Origin of the sequence: Cupriavidus mimosae (assembly GCF_023952485.1) — a bacterium.
Classification (GTDB): domain Bacteria; phylum Pseudomonadota; class Gammaproteobacteria; order Burkholderiales; family Burkholderiaceae; genus Cupriavidus; species Cupriavidus taiwanensis_C.
This window is the reverse complement of the sequence record NZ_JALHRY010000004.1, coordinates 57,034-74,629: the sequence shown is the minus strand read 5'-3', so window position 1 is coordinate 74,629 and position 17,596 is coordinate 57,034. Positions and strand designations below refer to the sequence as shown.

Here is a 17,596-nt window from a genome sequence, read left to right as displayed (position 1 = left end):
CAGACATGGCGATGCGCCAGGCCCTGGCCGCAGCCGCGTCGTGCCGCAGGCGCCGCACGACGCGCGACAGCCGCGGTCGCGCCTTGCCGCGGAGCGCGCGCCTGGCATAACATCGACCGACTTTCGCGATCCTTGCCATGGCCCTTTCCGCATCCGCGCCCGCCGCACACGACTCTGCCCTGCCGCTCGACCACCACCCGCGCGGCCTGCTGTTCGTCGCCTTTCCCGGCATGAGCGTGCTGGACCTCACCGGGCCGCAAACCGCATTCTGGGCGGCGTCGCGCTACGCGCGCGAACGGGGCCTGGCCGGCTACCAGATTTACCTGGCCAGCGAACTTGGCGGCCTGACCGCCTCGGCCGAAGGCACGTCCGTGGATACTTTGCCGCTGGCAGCCATCGACCTGCGGCGTATCGACACCATCGTGCTGCCCGGCGCGCCCGAGATGCTCACCCTGCTGGACAGCGCCACCTCCCTGGTCGCCTGGTTGAAGCAGGCCGCCGCCCGCGTGCCCCGCGTCGCCTCGGTGTGCAGCGGCGCCTTCCTGCTGGCGCAGGCGGGCCTGCTCGACGGCAAGCGCGCCGCCACGCACTGGGCCATGCATGCCGCGTTCCGCGCGCGCTTTGCCGCGGTCACGCTGGACCCGGACGCCATCTTCGTGCGCCAGGACCGGATCTGGACTTCGGCCGGCGTGACCACCGGCATCGACATGGCGCTGGCGCTGGTCGAAGACGACTACGGCCACGACATCTCGCTGAGCGCGGCGCGGGAACTGGCGGTCTTCATCAAGCGCCCCGGGGGCCAGCCCCAGCTCAGCGAAATGCTGCTGACGCAGAGCCGGCAAATGCCGTTGTTCGAGGCTCTCCATCTCTGGATCGTCGAGAACCTGTCGCGGGAAACGCTGTCGGTGGAGCAGCTTGCCGAGCAGGCCGGCATGAGCCCGCGCAACTTTGCGCGGGTGTACAAGCAGCAAACCGGCCGCACGCCGGCCAAGGGGGTGGAGCATTTCCGGCTCGAAGCCGCGCGCCGGCTGCTGCAGGACCCGCACCGGCCGGTCGACCAGATCGCCAGGCAGTGCGGCTTCGGCAGCGAGGAACGGATGCGGCTGACGTTCCAGCGCCACCTGGGCGTCTCTCCCAGCGCATACCGCGCCGGGGCTACCGGCTGACGGCCCGCTTCCCGTGGCAGCCGGGTGATTGGTGCCGGGCTGGAAACAGCGTGCATCCGACCGCGGCGCTACCGCGTCGATCCTGGTTCACCTAGCATGGGACCTGGGTTCACAGCCCGTCCCCTCCAACAGAAACCGAGGTGCATGATGAAGATCGTTGTGATTGGCGGTACCGGACTGATCGGCAGCAAGGTCGTGGCGCGGCTTGCGGCGCAAGGCCATCAAGTGGTGGCGGCATCGCCGCAGACCGGGGTGAATGCGCTCACCGGAGAAGGCCTGGAGCAGGCGCTTGCCGGCGCGCAGGTGGTCGTTGACGTGGCCAATTCGCCGTCATTCGCCGACGATGCCGTGCTGCATTTCTTCGAGACCTCGGGTCGCAATCTGGCGGCAGCGGAAACAGCCGCAGGGGTCAGGCACCATGTGGCACTGTCGGTGGTCGGCACCGACAAGCTGGCCCAGAGCGGCTACTTCCGCGGCAAGATCGCGCAGGAAGCGCTGATCCGCAACGCCGGCATCCCCTACACCATTGTCCGTTCCACGCAGTTCCTCGAATTCCTTGGCGGCATCGCCGAGTCGGGCGCCGACGGCGATGCGATCCGCCTGTCTTCCGCATCGATCCAGCCGATCGCTTCCGACGACGTGGCCGAGGCCGTGGCTGACCAGGCCCTTGCCGATCCCGCCAACGGCATCGTCGATATCGCCGGGCCGCAGCGCTTTGCCCTGAGCGAGCTGGTGCAACGCTATCTCGAAGCCACCGATGATCGGCGCAAGGTGGTCGTCGACGCCAGGGCCCGCTATTTCGGCGCCGAGCTGGACGATGGCACGCTGGTTCCGGAGGGCCCCGCGCGGCTGGGCAAGACCAGCTTCGAGGCATGGCTGCGACAGCGCCAGCAAGCGCGCGCCTGACCCCAGACCGGCCCATGGCGAACCGGAAGCTGCAAGCGCCGCCGTTGAGCCTGCTCGACAAATATCGCGGGCCCGGCTTCGATCCGCTCTACACCACCACCGTCACCGTCACGGGTGGCGAAACCGGACACGGGCGCGCCTCCGGCGTGGCCCGCTCCGATGACGGCAACCTCGTCATCGACCTGCGGCTGCCGGCCGCGCTGGGAGGGCCGGGCAACGGCACCAACCCGGAACAGCTGTTCGCCGCGGGCTATGCTGCGTGCTTCCACGGCGCCCTGCACCTGCTGGCCCGACGTGCCCGCCTCCGTATCGACCACCTCGCCGTGGAAGTCGAAGTCGCCTTCGGCCGCGACCCGGTGGACGGCGCCTATGCGCTGTCCGCGGATGTCCGCGTCAGGATGCCGGGCGTGGCCCGGGCGCTGGCCGAAGAACTGGTGCGCAATACCGAGCGCTTCTGCCCCTATGTGAAGATGGCCCGGCAAGGCATTGCCAGCGTCGTGGCGGTGGTGGAATGACGCAGCTCGTCCGATACCTGCCGCCACGACGCGCCGGCAGCACCTTAGTCGGCAATCGCTTCCAGCGCCCTGCCGCGGGTTTCGATGCCGAACCGGAGCACGATTGCCGCCGCGGCAAGGAAACACAGCGCGCCCAGGCAGAACACACCAGCCTGCCCCGCGACGGGCAGCACCAGGCCCACCAGCGTCGGCCCCAGCAGCGAGCCGATGCGCCCCACGGTCGAAGCCATGCCACAGCCAGAAGCGCGAGCGCGCGTGGGATAGAGCTCCGGGGTATAGGTATAGAGCACCGCCCACATGCCGAACATGAAGAACTGCATCATGCCGCCGGAGAGGAATAGCGCCAGCGGCCCCGACGCCGCGCCAGCGACCCGGCCATAGATAAAGACCATGCACGCCCCGCCGACCAGCGTCGCCACGCAGGCAGGCTTGCGTCCCCAGCGCTCCACCACCCACGCCGCCCACAGGAAGCCCGGAATCCCGCCGATCGAGATATACACCGTGTACAACACGGACTTGGTCACATCCAGCCCCGATTGCTGCAGCAGCGCGCCGATCCACGTATTGAGGCCGTAGAACCCCAGCAGGGCAAAGAACCACAGCCCCCAGACAGTCAGGGTCCGGCTGCGGTACGCGCGCGACCACAGCACGCGCAATCCCGTTGCCTCCGGCTCCGCCGCCGCAGCCGCCGGAGTGACTTCCGGCAATGCATCGAGCTTCATCCGCCGCATCACCGACTGCTCGATGCGTTCGACGATCGCTGCGGCTTCGGCATGGCGCCCCTGCGACTCCAGCCAGCGCGGAGACTCGGGCACGAAGCGCCGAACCACGATCAGGAAGAGCGCCGGCACCGCGCCAAGCAGGAACATCGTGCGCCAGGTATAGGCGTTCAGCACGTAGTACGACATCAGGCCAGCGCAGATGAACGCGATCGGCCAGTTGCCGTCCATCAATGCCAGGTACTTGCCGCGCTGCCGCGCCGGGATGAACTCCGACATCAGCGTCTGTGCCAGTGGCAGCTCCATGCCCATGCCGATGCCGAGCAAGAGCCGGTATGCGCCCAGTTCCATAGGGTTGCTTGCGGTCGAACAGAGATAGCTGCCCACGCCCCAGATGATCATGCTGACCTGGAACACGGGCTTGCGTCCGAACCTGTCGGCAAGCATTCCCGAACTGAGCGCGCCGACGGCCATGCCGACAAAGCTGGCGCTTCCGAGCATGCCCGCTTGCGCAGCGGTCAAGCCAAACTCCGTGCGTATCGAACCCAGCAAATACGTCATCATGGCCAGGTCGAGATTGTCGAAGAAGAAGGCCAGCGCAATGATTGCAAACAGACGGCGGTGATACCCGCATACGGGCAGCCGTTCCAGGCGGTCGCCGGTGCGCACGCGCATCAGCTCGAGAGGGGTGTGCTTCATCTTGTCTCCAGTCGTTCTAGTGCCAGTGCTCTATGGCACTGGCGCAAGCGATAACGCGTGGTTGCGCTATCGCTCGCTACTGTCGCTTGCGGGCAAGTGCGCGACGCGCGCCGGAACGCCAAGGTCTGTCTCGCAGGCGCCAATGCATCGGAGGAGCTTGTGCCGAGCCACCGAGCACAAAAAAAGTGGTGCCGAAGCACCTCTTCATGTCATGCGATCGCGAGCCCTACTTCCCCCCAAACCGACGGGGATCGAACGCTTCCGGCGGCAGACCGGACAGCGTCGCACCGGACTGGAACGGATAGCGCAGGTACGGCGCGCGCGGCTGCCCTGGCGGCGAATACTGTCCGTCAGCGAGGATGCGCTTCTTCGCGCTCAACTCGCGGATCTCGCAGCGATAGGCCACGATCTGGCTGGCCGCGCCGTCCTCGATCGGCGAGTAGTCCTTCTCGGGCCGGAACTTGTCCAGCGCCTGGTACTGATGCGCGCGCACCTCCTCGGTACTGTCACGCAGCCGGACTTCACAGCGCGCGATGACGCTGAAATACTCGAGGCTGGTGTTCTGGCCCTTCGGCGCCTTCAGCAAGGCCACGGGCCGATCGATTTCGATCGTGACCAGCGGGTTCGCCCGGATCGCGGCGGCAAGCTTGCCGAACCTGGAACTGTGGATCAGGAACGCGTCGCCGGTGAAGGTAAAACTCTGCGCCGTGACATAGGGGTACGGTTCGTCATGCACCGCCACGCGGCAGATCAGCTCATCCTTCAGAAAGGCTTCGATGGCCGGCCAGTCGGTCCAGGCCAGGTCGGTCCTGCGCATCTCGCCGCGCAGGTAGGCGGGGGTTGAACTTGTCATGGTGTGGTCTGCTGGTTGGGTTCAAGAAGCCGCATTTGCGCGCGTTCCGGTCCTAGTCCGATGCCGCGCAGGGGCCGGCCGATGGCCTGCGCCAGCCATGCGAGCAGCGCTTCAAGCTGCGGGGGCAGCGGCGAGGCGGCATCCGTCGGTATGGCGCCCTGCGCGAACGCGGGAAATTGCAGCACGCGCTGGCTTGCGCTACCGGCCTCGCCAGCGACGACTACTGGAATGCAACGCTCGGGCGTATGGGAAAAGGCGGCCAGGCTGTCGCATTTGTTGAGATACACCTCGTCGACGCCGGCCTGCTGTATCGCGAGCTGCAGTTGCGCAACGTCAAGCAGGCCCACGCGCCGTGGCCGGCCGGTGCCGGTGCCGTACTCGTTCGCCAGCATCCGGATCGCCACGCCGGTCGAGAATGCATCCGCTTCGGCGAGCAACTTCAGCGGATCGTGGCTTGCCGCTTCGTCGGCGCGGCCGCGGCCCGCATGGGCCGCCGCGGCGCAATAGGCTTCGGAACGCTGCCCGCCCAGTTCGGTCGGCAGCGGGCCGTTGCCGACCCGGGAGACGATGGCCTTGGCCACGCCGATGGTCTTGCGGTGATAGCGGCACGGCAGGTCTCCGCCTACGTAGGCATAGGCGGGGAGCGTGTGGCTGGACGTGACCCACGGCTGGACGCCATGCACCACATCCAGCATCACCGACTGTGCGCCCTCGAACAGTACCCTTGCCCCGGCCTCGACCCGCCGCAACAGCGCGACAGCATCATTCGTCACGAACGGCCGAACCACCCTCCACGCGTGGCGCATGCCGTCCACCATCGCCGCTATGGCCTCGTCATCGTCGTCGGCCTGCGATGCCAGCCGGGTCATCAGTTCGAACACGCGGCCCTCGTCACACCACAAGTCGCGCAACTGGAACGCAACACGCTCGGCGCCCCGCATCCGGGCCGCCAGATCGGCGTAGCACGGACCGATGCCGTTGCCGGTGGTGCCGATCCGTGCGCCATCGCGGCGGTCCGCCAGCACATGCCGCGGCTGAACCAGCGGACACCTGTCGCTGATTGTCAGCCGTCCCTCCAGGCTGATACCTTGGTCCGCCAGCATCGCAATCTCGGATGCCAGCTGCTGCAATCCGACCACGCAGCCCGAGCCGATGTAGAGCGCAACGCCAGGGTGCAGCACGCCAGAGGGCACTTGCCGCAGCCGCAGCGCACCGGCGGGCGTGGCGATGGTATGTCCGGCGTTGGCCCCGCCATTGAAACGCGCAATCACGTCATACCCGGCAGCGAGGTGATCAACGATTCGGGCCTTGCCCTCGTCGCCAAATTGCAGGCCCACCAGGACGTCGGCATAGCCGGCCTTTGTCGCGGCGCCCATCGCCTAGGCGTCCAGTGCAAAGGTTGCCTCGATCTCAACCGGGGCACCGAACGGAAGGCTCGCCACGCCGAGCGCAAGGCGGGCGTGGCGCCCGCGCTCGGCAAAAATCCGGTTGAGAAGCTCCGAGGCGGCGTTGATCACCAGCGGCGCATCGTTGAAACCCGGATCCGCTGCAACGTAGCCGCCTACCCGCACGATGCCCCGGATCCGTTCGAAATCGCCATCGACCGCGGCGGCCACCCAGCCCAGCAGGTTGGCCAGGCAAAGCCGGGCCGCCGCCTGCGCTGCCTCGACGCTGACCGCACCGGGCACCTTGCCGACGAACACGGGCTTGCCGTCCTGCAGCGGCAGCTGTCCCGATATCGTCAGCAAGCCCCGGTGCAGCGTGTACGGGACATAAAGCGCCTTGGGCATTGCGGCGGCAGGCAGGACGATGCCCGCTGCCTGGATACGATCCATCACTGACATACTCACTCCTCGACTTGGACAAATGCCGACGGAGCAAGCACGGTGCTGGCCATCCGGCGGCACCTAGACTGTGCCGCAGGGCCCAGGCCTCGATTCGCGCCTTGACGCCAGTTGATGTCGCGCAGATGCCAACCGGCAGCCTGAGGCCTAGTCGCCGCTGCGGTCGCGGAAATACTCGGTGGGGGTCATGCCAAGCGCTCGTCTGAACATGGCGCTGAATGCGCTTGGACTCTCGTATCCAAGCTGAAGGGCGATGTCCGTGACATGGCAACCCTCGGCAAGCAGGCGAACCGCGGCCATCAGCCGCGCCTGCTGCTTCCAGCGGCTGTATGTCATCCCCGTTTCTTCCGGAAACAGGCGGATGATGGTCCGTTCGCTGGCGCCAACCGAGCGGCTCCAGGTCTGGACCGAGGTCTCGTCCGAGGGATCGTCGAGGATCTTCGCGCAGATCTTGCCCAGGCGTGGGTCCCTGGGCATTGGCAGATGCAGCGGGACCACCGACAGCGGACGCAACTCCTGCAGCAGAAGCTGCACCACCAGGCCGTCGCGGCTGCCTTCGTCATAGGCCAGCGGCATGCGCACGGCGGCCGAGATCAGCTCGCGCAGCAGCGGCGGCACCGCGACCACGCAACAGCCGTGCAACTCGCCCGGTACGGCATCTTCGCGAACGTAGACGGTGCGCATCTCCACGTCGCCGCACGCCTGCATGGCGTGCTTGACGTTGCAAGGCACCCAGACGGCGCGCTGGGGCGGCACCACCCACGAACCGAAGTCCGTTGTGACCAGGATGGCCCCCACATAGGCATAGATCAGCTGCGCGCGCGGATGCGAATGCGGGGCGATATAGAAGCCATCCTTCAGCTTGCGCGCCATGCCGCCGACCGGCTGCGCTATCGCCTGGTAGTCATCGCGGTTTTCGCTTTTTCCGAACATGGCGTCTTTGCGATAGTGGTTGTCATCCCGCGGCGCGCGCTGCTAAACGCGGATACGTATCTTTGGCCGGACGCGACAAGCGTCGCAACGACCCAATGGAATCGAAGCATCGATCCCAACGTCAGGAGCCAAATCTAATGTCAGTGTATCGAAACTTCAACCAGGAAGAACTGGACCAGCAGTACAACGTCAGGGCTGGAATCCCCGGGTTCCAGGACATCTTCAAGCGATGGGCCGACACCAGCGCCACGTTCCGTCGGAACCATCTGGTCAAGCCGGATCTTGCGTATGGCGCACACGCTTTGCAGGCGCTCGACTTCTTCCCCGCAGCCACCCCAAAGCGCCCTCTGCTGGTCTTCATTCATGGCGGCTACTGGCAATCGCTGGACAAGTCGGACTTCAGCTTCGTTGCCGCGCCCTACCTGCAGCGCGATATCAACGTCGCGGTGGTGAACTACCGCCTGGCTCCGGATGTGGGCATGGCCGAGATTGTCCGCGACAATCAGGAAGCGGTGGCATGGCTCTACCGGCATGCCAACGAACTGGGATTCGATCCGGATCGCATCGTCTTGTCCGGCCACTCAGCCGGCGGCCATCTCACCGCCACGCTGGCGGCAACGGACTGGCCGGCCTTCGGCGTACCGGCGGATATCCTCAAGGGAGGTTGCGCGATCAGCGGCTTGTATGACCTGGAGCCAATCCGGCTGTGCTACCTCAACCAGGTGGTTGGGCTGACTGAAGCGGACGTTGCCCGTTACAGTCCGATCCATCATGTCCCGAAAGCCAAACTGCCCATGATCCTGACCGTCGGCGGCGATGAATCCCCGGAGTATCACCGGCTGCAGCGCGAATATCATGCGCTGCTCGGCGAATGCGGCTTCGACGTGCAGGTGGTGGTGCAGCAGCGCGGTCACCATTTCGACGCGGTCGACCTGCTGGGCGAGGACGATGGTGCCCTGGCCAGCGCTGTATTGCGCATGATCGGGCGCGCCTGAGACATCGGCGGCGAGATCGCGGCGTATATCAGTGAATCACGCCGCGCCCCTTCACGGCTGCGACAGCGCGAACTCGTAATCCGAAGTATCCAGCTTCGAGACGCGGTACTCGATCCGCTCGTTCTGGTACGACGACGCCACCCGCAGGATCTTCAGCATCGCCGTGCCGACGGGGACGCCCAGCAGTTCGTGGTCTTCCTCGTCGGCCAGTGCCGCGCGCAGGCGTTCTTCGGTGCGGATGATGTTGATGTCGAAGACGTCCTGGTAGAAGTTGTAGAGCGTGTTCGGCCGCTCGCGCAGCAGCTTTTCGGTGAGCGTCCTGAAGCGTTCCGCCGGGACGGTAATGGCGTCGATCATGACCGCGCGCCCTTCCAGCGACAGCACGTTGGTGAAGCGGAACACGGCTTCACCGAGCGGCAGCCCCAGTGCCGCGGCTTCTTCCTTGTCGGCCCTGGCGCGGCGGAACTTTGCCAGCTGCACCGTCGGGAACTCGCGGTAGCCGTCCTGCCGCACGATGCGGAAGAAGCGGAAGAAATGGTCTTCCTGCCGATGCGTCGCGACGAAGGTTCCCCGCCCCTGGTGGCGGATCATGATGTTCTCGGCCACCAGTTCGTCGATGGCCTTGCGCAGCGTGCCGATGGAGACGCCGAAGCGCTCGATCAGCTTGCGCTCCGACGGAATGGCCTCGCCCGGTTTCCACTCGCCCTCGGCCAGGGCGGCCAGGATGGCGTGCTTGACGTCCTTGTACAGCACGCCGCCGATGGCTGCGCCGGCATCGAATCTGGAGCCCACGTTAGTGTCCTTTGCAACGCCGCCTGCGGGGCGGCCGGCCGATCCATGACTGACTCATATAGATAAGACGAATCATACTAAAGCCGGCCGCCGTACCCGCCGGCCGGCCTTTCCCGGCGCGGCGGGCGCGCCGCGCCGCTATTCGACCCGGATGTGCTTTTCTTCGATCAGCCGGGCCCAGCGCGTCACCTCGCCGCTGAAATAGTCGGCAAACGGAGGCCCGCCGGCCGCGGGGGTAAAGCCCGCGGTGACGATGCGCCCGCGCACCGACTCGGCGGCCAGCATGCGTGCGACCGAGGCCGCCACCTTGTCGACGATGGGCCGGGGTGTGCCGGCCGGCATCATCAGGCCGGTCCAGTTCTCGACGATCAGTTCCGGATAGCCGGCCTCGGCCACGGTGGGCACGTCGGGCAGCAGCGGATGGCGCTCGCGCGTGGTCACGGCGAGCGCGCGCAGCTTGCCGCCTTTCACATAGGCGAGCGACTCGGGGAAGTTGGAGAAGACCACGTCGATCTGGCCGCCGATCAGGTCGGTCATCGACGGCGCGCCGCCCTTGTACGGCACATGGGTGAAGCTGGTCCGGGTCTGGCTTTCGAACAGGGCCAGCGTCAGGTGCGGCGGCGTGCCGTTGCCGCTCGAGCCCGCGTTCAGCTTGGACTGCTGCGCCGCCGCGGCCAGGTCTTTCATCGACTTGATCGGCGAGCTGGCAGGCACCACCACCATCATCGGCGACGAGGCGATCCGCGCCACCGGCACCAGGTCTTTCTGCATGCTGAACGGCGGCTTGGGAAACAAGGTCACGTTGGACGCGTGCGTCAGCGTCACCGCCAGCCAGGTGTAGCCGTCGGGCGGCGCCTTGGCGACCTGCTCGGCGCCGATATTGGCATTGCCGCCCGGCCGGTTGTCGACCACGATGGGCTTCTTCCACTCTTCCGAGAGTTGGTGGCCGACCATGCGCGCCATGATGTCGGTCAGGCCGCCGGCCGCGAACGGCACCACGTACCGGATCGGCTTGCCCGGAAAGTCCGCGGCTGCGGCATCGCTGCCGCCCTGCGCCGCGGCAGGCCGCGGCGCCAGCGCAGCCAGGGCCGATACAACTGACAAGGCAAGCAGCACGCGGTTCAGGTGCCTGCGCGCGCCGCCCATCAAGCGTCGATTCATGATTTGTCTCCGGTAGTTATGGCGGCCCATCTAAGCGTGGGTCCGTTGTGAGGAAATCAATGCGGCGCGCCAACCTCCTCGCCCGCGAGCCATTGCAGTTCACGCCACAGCGCGTCGGGCACGTCGACGCCGTGCGCTGCCGCCTGCGCCTGCGCGGTTACGCGGCGCTCGCCCGGCACGCGTGTGCCTTCGTCGTCCAGCATCGCCGCCAGCAGCGCTTCCACGCGCGCGGCGTAGACTTGCGAGCCGGCGAAGGCGCCGGGATCCAGCACGAAGAACAACTGACCGATGCGCGGACGGTTGCCCGCATCGCTGAAGAAGGAATCGGCCTCGGCGCCGAACTGCGCCCCGGCCAGCGACGTCACCAGCAGCTCCACCAGCAACGCCAGCATCGCGCCCTTGACTCCACCCGCCGGCAGCATCGAGCCGCGCAGCGCGGCCTGGGCGTCGGTGGTCGGCTGGCCGGCCTCATCCAGCGCCCATCCGACCGGTATCGGCTTGCCCTGTTTCGCCGCCACCATGATCTTGCCGCGCGCGACTTCCGACAGCGACAGGTCGATCACCACCGGCGCGTGGCCCTGCCGCGGGAATACCGCCGCAATCGGGTTGGTGCCGAACAACGGCCGCTTGCCGCCCCACGCCGGCATGGCCGCTGGCGAATTGCCCATGGCGATGCCGACCATGCCGGCGCGCGCCACGGCCTCCAGCGGCAGCGCTGCGGCGCCGAAGTGATGGCTGTTGGTGACCGCGGCCACGCCGACGCCGGATGCGCGCGCGCGTGCCACGGCTTCGGCGATGGCCAGGTCGCACGCCGCGAAGGCAAAGCCGCAGCGCGCGTCGACCAGCACCGCGCTGGCGCGCGTGCCCTGTACCGCCGGCTCGGCATTGCCGTCGACCCGGTCATGGCGCAGGTGCGCCACGTACATCGGCACGCGCGAGACGCCGTGCGACGGCAGCCCCGCCGCATCAGCCCGCGCCAGCGCCGCCGCGGTCGCCCGCGCCTGCAGGGCACTGGCCCCGGCCCGGCGCAGGCCCGCGGCGGCCACGCGCTCCAGTTCCTGCAACGCAATCCGGCTCATGGTATCTGCTCCAGCGATTGCCGCACCTCGCGGGCGATCATCATCGATACGCGCGCATTGGCTTCGCGCGTCACGCCACCGACGTGCGGTGTCAGGATCAGGTTGGGGACGCCCCGCAGCGCGCTGCCCGCGGGCAGCGGCTCGCTGGCGAACACGTCCAGCGCGGCGCCGGCCAAATGCCCGGCCCGCAGCGCATCGGCAAGCGCCGCCTCGTCGACCACGCCGCCGCGCGCGGTATTGATCAGCACCGCGCCGGACTTCATCGCCGCCAGGCGGCCGACATCGATCAGGTTGCGCGTGGCGGGCACCAGCGGCACATGCAGGCTGACCGCGTCCGCCTGCGCCAGCAGCGCGTCGAGCGGCACGCAGGCTACCCCGGTGGCGGTCCACACCGGATCGTCTGCGGGCAGCATCGGATCGCTGGCAATGACTTGCATGCCGAAGGCGCGCGCCAGCGCCGCGGTCTGCCGGCCGATGTCACCGAAACCGATCAGGCCCAGCGTCTTGCCCAGCGCCTCCCGGCCCTCCGACAAGCTGGCCCGCGGCCACTGGCCGTCCGCCACCTCGGCGCTGGACAGGTAGGCACCGCGCAGCAGCACGGCCGCCGTGGTCACCACGTACTCCGCCACCGAGCGTGCATTGGCCCCCGCCGCGGGAATCACGCGGATGCCGCGCTCGCGGCAGGCGGCGACGTCGATGTTGTCCAGCCCCACGCCAAGCCGCCCCACTACCCGCAAGGCCGGCGCGCTCGCCAGCAACGCCGCGTCCACCTGGGTGCGGTTGCGCACCACCAGCGCGTGCGCCCCGTCCAGGACCTCGAGCAGCTCGCCGCGCCTGTCCACCCAGCCCGGCTCGTAGCGCAGGTCGAAGCCGGCGCTCAGCGCCTGCACCGCGGCCGGGTCCATGAACTCGCTGATGCAGATGCGCTTCATTATGCCGACTCGTGGATGCGGGTCAGCACGAACTCGCGGTGGCCGAGCGCCTCGGCCGCGGTCCAGCGGCCGTTGATGGTGGCCAGCATGCATTCCAGCAGCTTGTCGCCGGTCTGGTCCAGGGTCTGCTCGCGCTGCAGCAGGCCCGAGCAGTCGACGTCCATGTGCTCGCTCATCAGGCGCACGGTGCGCGGGTTGGCGCACAGCTTGATCACCGGCACGATCGGGTTGCCGATCACGTTGCCCTGCCCGGTCGGGAAGAAATGGACCACATATCCGGCGGCCGCGCACAGCGTGACCATCTCGGCCGCGGCCGACGACGAATCCATGAACCACAGCCCCGCATGCGTCGGCGCCTCGGCCTTGTCGAGCACGCCGTCGACGGTGCACTTCTTGCCGATTTTCTGGATATTGCCCAGCGCCTTCTCTTCGATGGTGGTCAGGCCGCCGGCGATATTGCCCTTGGTCGGCTGCGACTCCGACAGGTCGGAGGTCTTCCAGCGGTCGATCATGCCCTGGTAGCGCTCGAACATCGCCATGAACTGGTGGCGCACGTCGTCGTTGGCGCAGCGCGCCGCGACGATATGCTCGCCGCCGGTCAGCTCCGAGGTCTCGCCGAATACCAGCGTGGTGCCCAGCGGATGCAGCTTGTCGAAGGCGTTGCCGACGGTCGGGTTGGCGCCGCAGCCCGAGGTGGTATCCGATTCGCCGCACTTGGTCGAGACCCACAGTTCGTTGATCGGGCACTCCACGCGGTGCAGCGCGGTGGCGTATTGCACGAACTCGCGCGCGGCCCTGGAGGCGCGCATGATGGTGTCGTGGTCGCCGTGGCCCTCGATGCCGAAGCCGACCACCGGCTTGCCGGTCTGAGCGATGCCGTCGACCACTTTCTTGGTCCAGCCCTCCTCGATGCCGATCACCACCACCGCGGCGACGTTCGGGTTGCTGCCCGCGCCGATCAGGGTGCGGAAATGCAGGTCCAGGTCGGGCCCGAACTGCAGGCGGCCGTACGGATGGGGAATCGCCATGGTGCCCTTGATCGCGGCGGCAACGGCCTCGGCGGCGGCGTTGGACAGGTCGTCCAGCGGCAGGATGATGACGTGGTTGCGCACGCCGACGCGGCCGTTGTCGCGGCGGTAGCCCCAGAAGGTGGTGTTTTGGTCGATCACGGACATGACGTGGATCCTTGGATGCGCGATGGAAGCGGAATTGAAGCGGAATGAAGGCAAATGGAACGCAGGCGCGGCGCGCCCGGCTTACCAGCGCTTGGTCTTGATGTTGTGGACGTGGGCGTGCTGGCCGGCCTTGATCGGCGCCACCACCTTGCCGATGTCGATGCCGTACTTGTAGACGGTCTCGTTCACATCCATGTCGCGCAGCGCCACCTTGTGGCCGATGGGAATCGGCTGCAGGGCGGTCACCGTCACGATCTTGTCTTCGTCCATGATCCAGGCATTGAGCTGGGTGCCGGGCTGGATCCCTTCCACCACGGCCACCGCGACGGTGTCCTTGGCGTCATGAAGCACTACGTGAATCATCGTTGTCTCCTCTCTGTGGGTCGTGCGTGAAATCATGGTAGGCGTTGAATTCATCCATGTCAACCAACTCATATATATGAATTTCGATCGACGTCCTGGTCAGCGTGCCGGTCGCGCGCGCGGCGCAGTCAGACGGTTTCGGGAATCAGCACCACCTTGGCGGCCGCCACGCGGCCTGCGGCCAGATCGGCAAAGGCCGCCGGACCATCGCTCAGCGCGCGCGTCTCGACCCACTCCAGCGTGCCGAAACTGCCACGCTCCAGCGCCGCCACGGTGGCACGCAGGTCGGCCATGGTGTAGGTATAGGTGCCCAGCAGGGTCAGCTCGGCCAAAGTCAGCTTGCGCATGTCGATCTCGCTGGCCCAGTCCTGCAGGCCGATATGCATGACCACGCCGCCGGGCCACGCGGCGGCGATGGCGAGCTTGCGCGTCGCACCCGCGCCCACCGCGTCGATGACCACGTCGAAGGCTGATTCCGGCAGCGGGCCGGCCAGCGGGTCGACCGCCTCGCAGCCGAGATGCCGCGTCACCGAAGCCCGGCGCAGCGCATTGGTCTCGGCCACCTGGGCTTCGCCGCAGCCATAGGACCGCACCAGCGCGGCGGCCAGCATGCCGATCGCGCCGCCGCCGATGACCAGCACGCGGGACTCGGGCAGCGGCCTGGCCAGCGCACGCATGGTCAGGTTCACCGCATGCAGCGCGGTCGCCGCGGGCTCGGTCAGAGCCGCGCTGACGCTGGGCAGCGCGTCCGGAAGCGGGATCGCGCAGCGGATCGGAATCGCCAGGTATTCGGACAACGCGCCGGGCCGGCTCATGCCGACCATGCCCCGGTGCGCGCACAGGTTGTCGCGCCCTTGCAGGCAATAGTCGCAATGCCCGCAGGTCACCAGCGGGTTGGCGGTCACGCGCTGCCCGACGGCCAGCCGGGCCGGGTCGGACGAGGCCACCACCGTGCCCGCGAACTCGTGGCCAAGCACCAGTCCCGGCTTGCGGCGCGGATCGTGGCCGTGGTAGGCATGCAGGTCAGAGCCGCAGATGCCGCTGGCATCGATGCGCAGCAGGGCTTCGCCGGGGGCCAGGGCCGGCATGTCGCGCTCCAGGACCGCGACGGCGTTGGGTTCGGTATAGACGATCGCTTTCATGGCCTTGCCAGTAGTGGACATGGGAGGGGAACCACAAGGACGGGCGGCGCAATTGCCGCCCGAACGAAGGAATCAGGCGCCGGCTTCGGACGGTGCCAGCGCACGCGCGCCGGCCGGGCCCTGGCGCCGGCCGATCCACAGCGTGCAGGCCGCGCTGAGCACGCCGATCGCCAGCACGTAGCCGCACAGGTACCAGGGCTCGCCGCCGCCCTGCGCATTCAGCCAGGTGGCGATGATCGGCGTCAGGCCGCCGGCGAACACGCCCGCGAACTGGTAGACGAAGGAAATCCCGGTATAGCGCACGCGCGCATCGAAGACCTCGGAGAACATCGACGACATGGTGCCGAACACGGCGGCATGGAAGATGCCGAAGGGGATGATGATTGCCGCCCATACCAGCAGCACATTGCCGCCCGAATGCTGCATCAGCCAGAACGCGGGAAACGCCGACAGGCCCGCCAGCAGCGCGCCAGTGCCATACACCAGCGGCCGGCCGAGGCGATCGGACACGGCGCCCCACAGCGGGATGAACAGCGTCATCACGGCGGCGCCCAGCAGCACGCCCAGCAACGCCTCGTTGCGCGACAGCTTCAGGGTCTGGGTCAGGTAGGCAAGCGAGAACACCCCGAACACGTTGAAGAAGACGCCGTCGATAAAGCGCGCGCCCATGCACGCCAGCACCACGCGGGGGTACTGGCGCAGCATGGCCAGGAACGGCAAGGCGCTGGCATCCGGCTGCTGGCTCGGCGGGTGGCGTTGTGCCGCGGCAAATTCCGGCGACTCCTCGACATGGGTGCGCATGTAGGAGCCGATGAAGACCATCACCGCACTCAGCAGGAAGGCGATGCGCCAGCCCCATGCCAGGAAGTCCCGGTCCGACAGCAGCGCCGACAGCAACGCAATCACGCCGCTGGCCAGCACCAGGCCCAGCGACATGCCGGTCTGCGGCAGGCTGGCGAAGAAGCCGCGGCGGCCCGCCGGCGCGCTCTCGAACGTCATCAGCACGGCGCCGCCCCATTCGCCGCCGAGGCCGATGCCTTGCGCGATGCGGCACAACAGCAGCAGCACCGGGGCCCAGATGCCGATCTGGTCGTAGGTCGGGATCAGGCCGATGGCCGTGGTGGCGATGCCCATGATCATCAGCGTCAGCACCAGCATGCGCTTGCGTCCCAGCGTATCGCCGAAATGGCCGAAGATCACGCCGCCCAGCGGGCGCGCGACAAACCCGGCGGCGAAGGTGGCGTAGGCCAGCAGCGTGCCGACCACCGGGTCGGTCGACGGGAAGTACAGCTTGTTGAACACGAGTCCGGCGACCACGCCGTACAGGAAAAAGTCGTACCACTCCACCATCGCGCCGATCGTGCTCGAGGTCACGATCTTCCTCAGCTTGCGTCCGGGGTCTTGTGCCGGCGGCTGCGCCGCTACCTGTCTCGTCATGCTTGTCTCCTGTCGGGTCTGGTCCCGAGGCGGCGCGTATGGCGCTCTGGATATCGGTCAAGGCGCGCGGGGCGAATCGATGCGCCCCGCGGCGGGAATCATCTTGCCGTGTAGCCACCGTCGACCATGAAGGTCTGCCCGGTGATATACGCGGCCATGTCGCTGGCCAGGAACGCGGCCAGCCCATGCAGGTCCGGCAACGCGCCGTTGCGGCCGATGCAGGTGCGCCCGGCATGGTAATCGGCCAGCGCGGCATCGGCGAACACGGGCCCGGTCAGCGCGGTCGGGAAAAAGCCGGGTCCGATCGCATTGCAGGTGATGCCGTGCCGCGACCACGCCTCGGCGATGGCACGCGTCAGCTGCACGATGCCACCCTTGGCCGCGCCATAGGGCGCGCTGTTGGCGAAGGCGCGGTAAGACTGCAGCGACGCGAGGTTGAGCACCCGCCCCCATCCTTGCGCCTGCATCGCGGGCGCCAGCGCCTGCGTCAGGAAGAACGGCGCGCCCAGATGCGTGTCCAGCTGCAACCGCCACGACGCCGGCGTGACGCTGTCAAAGGGCTGGCGCAGGTTCATGCCCGCGGCATTCACCAGGATATCGATGGTGCCGCAGCGGCGCTGCAAGGCCGCTGCGGCGGCGGGAATCGCATCGAGGTCGGACACGTCCAGCGCCTGCGTGTCGACCGCGATGCCGATCGCGTCGAGCCGCGAAGCCGCCGCATCGAGTTGCGGCTGGCGGCGCGCCGCCAGCACCACCCTGGCGCCGGCCCGGCCCAGTGCCTCGGCAAGGCTTTCGCCGATACCGGAACTGCCGCCGGTCACCAGCGCCTGCCGGCCGCGCAGGTCCGGTCCGGCAGCGCCGGCCGTGTTGTGGATGGGCGCCATC

General features: G+C 67.7%; 18 protein-coding genes. 4 read left to right on the top strand and 14 right to left on the bottom strand.

The features are described 5' to 3' along the window. Nucleotides 1-137 precede the first annotated feature (137 nt). The 3 genes from MKD50_RS09005 (at nt 138) to MKD50_RS08995 (ending at nt 2,587) form a co-directional block, all read left to right on the top strand. Nucleotides 138-1,166, top strand: coding sequence for a GlxA family transcriptional regulator (locus MKD50_RS09005; protein WP_252666920.1), 1,029 nt, complete (start codon nt 138-140; stop codon nt 1,164-1,166). A 147-nt stretch (nt 1,167-1,313) separates the two neighbouring features. After that, nucleotides 1,314-2,072 (top strand): SDR family oxidoreductase, encoded by a 759-nt coding sequence (locus tag MKD50_RS09000; RefSeq protein ID WP_252667104.1) that lies wholly within the window; start codon nt 1,314-1,316, stop codon nt 2,070-2,072. Between the two features lie 14 nt (nt 2,073-2,086). Continuing rightward, complete coding sequence (locus MKD50_RS08995; RefSeq protein WP_115700141.1) at nt 2,087-2,587, top strand: Ohr family peroxiredoxin; 501 nt, start codon at nt 2,087-2,089, stop codon at nt 2,585-2,587. Between the two features lie 44 nt (nt 2,588-2,631). Here MKD50_RS08995 and MKD50_RS08990 read toward each other — a convergent pair whose 3' ends face one another. The 5 genes from MKD50_RS08990 to MKD50_RS08970 all read right to left on the bottom strand — a co-directional run bounded on the left by MKD50_RS08990 (nt 2,632) and on the right by MKD50_RS08970 (nt 7,635). Beyond that, nucleotides 2,632-4,005, bottom strand: coding sequence for an MFS transporter (locus MKD50_RS08990; protein ID WP_252666919.1), 1,374 nt, complete (start codon nt 4,003-4,005; stop codon nt 2,632-2,634). Nucleotides 4,006-4,231: 226 nt separating this feature from the next. Then, nucleotides 4,232-4,858 carry a pyridoxamine 5'-phosphate oxidase family protein gene (locus tag MKD50_RS08985; RefSeq protein WP_012355685.1) on the bottom strand — a complete coding sequence of 209 codons (627 nt, stop codon included), beginning with the start codon at nt 4,856-4,858 and terminating at the stop codon, nt 4,232-4,234. Beyond that, nucleotides 4,855-6,234 (bottom strand): adenylosuccinate synthetase, encoded by a 1,380-nt coding sequence (locus MKD50_RS08980; protein WP_252666918.1) that lies wholly within the window; start codon nt 6,232-6,234, stop codon nt 4,855-4,857. Before MKD50_RS08980 ends, MKD50_RS08985 begins: the two co-directional genes overlap by 4 nt. 3 nt (nt 6,235-6,237) lie before the next feature. Further along, complete coding sequence (locus MKD50_RS08975; protein WP_050976504.1) at nt 6,238-6,702, bottom strand: RidA family protein; 465 nt, start codon at nt 6,700-6,702, stop codon at nt 6,238-6,240. Nucleotides 6,703-6,849: 147 nt separating this feature from the next. Continuing rightward, nucleotides 6,850-7,635 (bottom strand): AraC family transcriptional regulator, encoded by a 786-nt coding sequence (locus MKD50_RS08970; protein WP_115683228.1) that lies wholly within the window; start codon nt 7,633-7,635, stop codon nt 6,850-6,852. 137 nt (nt 7,636-7,772) lie between these two features. Here MKD50_RS08970 and MKD50_RS08965 point away from each other — a divergent pair, with 137 nt between their 5' ends. Continuing rightward, nucleotides 7,773-8,630 carry an alpha/beta hydrolase gene (locus tag MKD50_RS08965; RefSeq protein WP_252666917.1) on the top strand — a complete coding sequence of 286 codons (858 nt, stop codon included), beginning with the start codon at nt 7,773-7,775 and terminating at the stop codon, nt 8,628-8,630. Between the two features lie 51 nt (nt 8,631-8,681). Here MKD50_RS08965 and MKD50_RS08960 read toward each other — a convergent pair whose 3' ends face one another. From MKD50_RS08960 to hpsO, 9 genes are all read right to left on the bottom strand, one after another. Next, nucleotides 8,682-9,422 carry a GntR family transcriptional regulator gene (locus tag MKD50_RS08960; RefSeq protein ID WP_115700137.1) on the bottom strand — a complete coding sequence of 247 codons (741 nt, stop codon included), beginning with the start codon at nt 9,420-9,422 and terminating at the stop codon, nt 8,682-8,684. Nucleotides 9,423-9,560: 138 nt separating this feature from the next. Further along, nucleotides 9,561-10,583 (bottom strand): Bug family tripartite tricarboxylate transporter substrate binding protein, encoded by a 1,023-nt coding sequence (locus MKD50_RS08955; protein ID WP_252666916.1) that lies wholly within the window; start codon nt 10,581-10,583, stop codon nt 9,561-9,563. A gap of 56 nt (nt 10,584-10,639) precedes the next feature. After that, on the bottom strand, nt 10,640-11,662 hold the full coding sequence (locus MKD50_RS08950; RefSeq protein WP_115700135.1) for an Ldh family oxidoreductase: 1,023 nt from the start codon (nt 11,660-11,662) through the stop codon (nt 10,640-10,642). After that, the gene (locus MKD50_RS08945; RefSeq protein WP_252666915.1) at nt 11,659-12,594 is read right to left on the bottom strand and encodes a hydroxyacid dehydrogenase; all 936 of its coding nucleotides are present in this window, start codon (nt 12,592-12,594) and stop codon (nt 11,659-11,661) included. Before MKD50_RS08945 ends, MKD50_RS08950 begins: the two co-directional genes overlap by 4 nt. Continuing rightward, on the bottom strand, nt 12,594-13,769 hold the full coding sequence (locus MKD50_RS08940; protein WP_115683234.1) for a UxaA family hydrolase: 1,176 nt from the start codon (nt 13,767-13,769) through the stop codon (nt 12,594-12,596). Before MKD50_RS08940 ends, MKD50_RS08945 begins: the two co-directional genes overlap by 1 nt. 81 nt (nt 13,770-13,850) lie before the next feature. Further along, complete coding sequence (locus MKD50_RS08935; protein ID WP_012355675.1) at nt 13,851-14,132, bottom strand: UxaA family hydrolase; 282 nt, start codon at nt 14,130-14,132, stop codon at nt 13,851-13,853. A 128-nt stretch (nt 14,133-14,260) separates the two neighbouring features. Then, the gene (locus tag MKD50_RS08930) at nt 14,261-15,274 is read right to left on the bottom strand and encodes a galactitol-1-phosphate 5-dehydrogenase (protein WP_252667103.1); all 1,014 of its coding nucleotides are present in this window, start codon (nt 15,272-15,274) and stop codon (nt 14,261-14,263) included. 72 nt (nt 15,275-15,346) lie between these two features. Next, nucleotides 15,347-16,711, bottom strand: coding sequence for an MFS transporter (locus MKD50_RS08925; RefSeq protein ID WP_252666914.1), 1,365 nt, complete (start codon nt 16,709-16,711; stop codon nt 15,347-15,349). 98 nt (nt 16,712-16,809) lie between these two features. After that, nucleotides 16,810-17,595, bottom strand: a complete 786-nt coding sequence (gene hpsO / locus MKD50_RS08920) for a (S)-sulfopropanediol 2-dehydrogenase HpsO (RefSeq protein ID WP_252666913.1) — start codon at nt 17,593-17,595, stop codon at nt 16,810-16,812. Nucleotide 17,596: the final 1 nt, after the last annotated feature.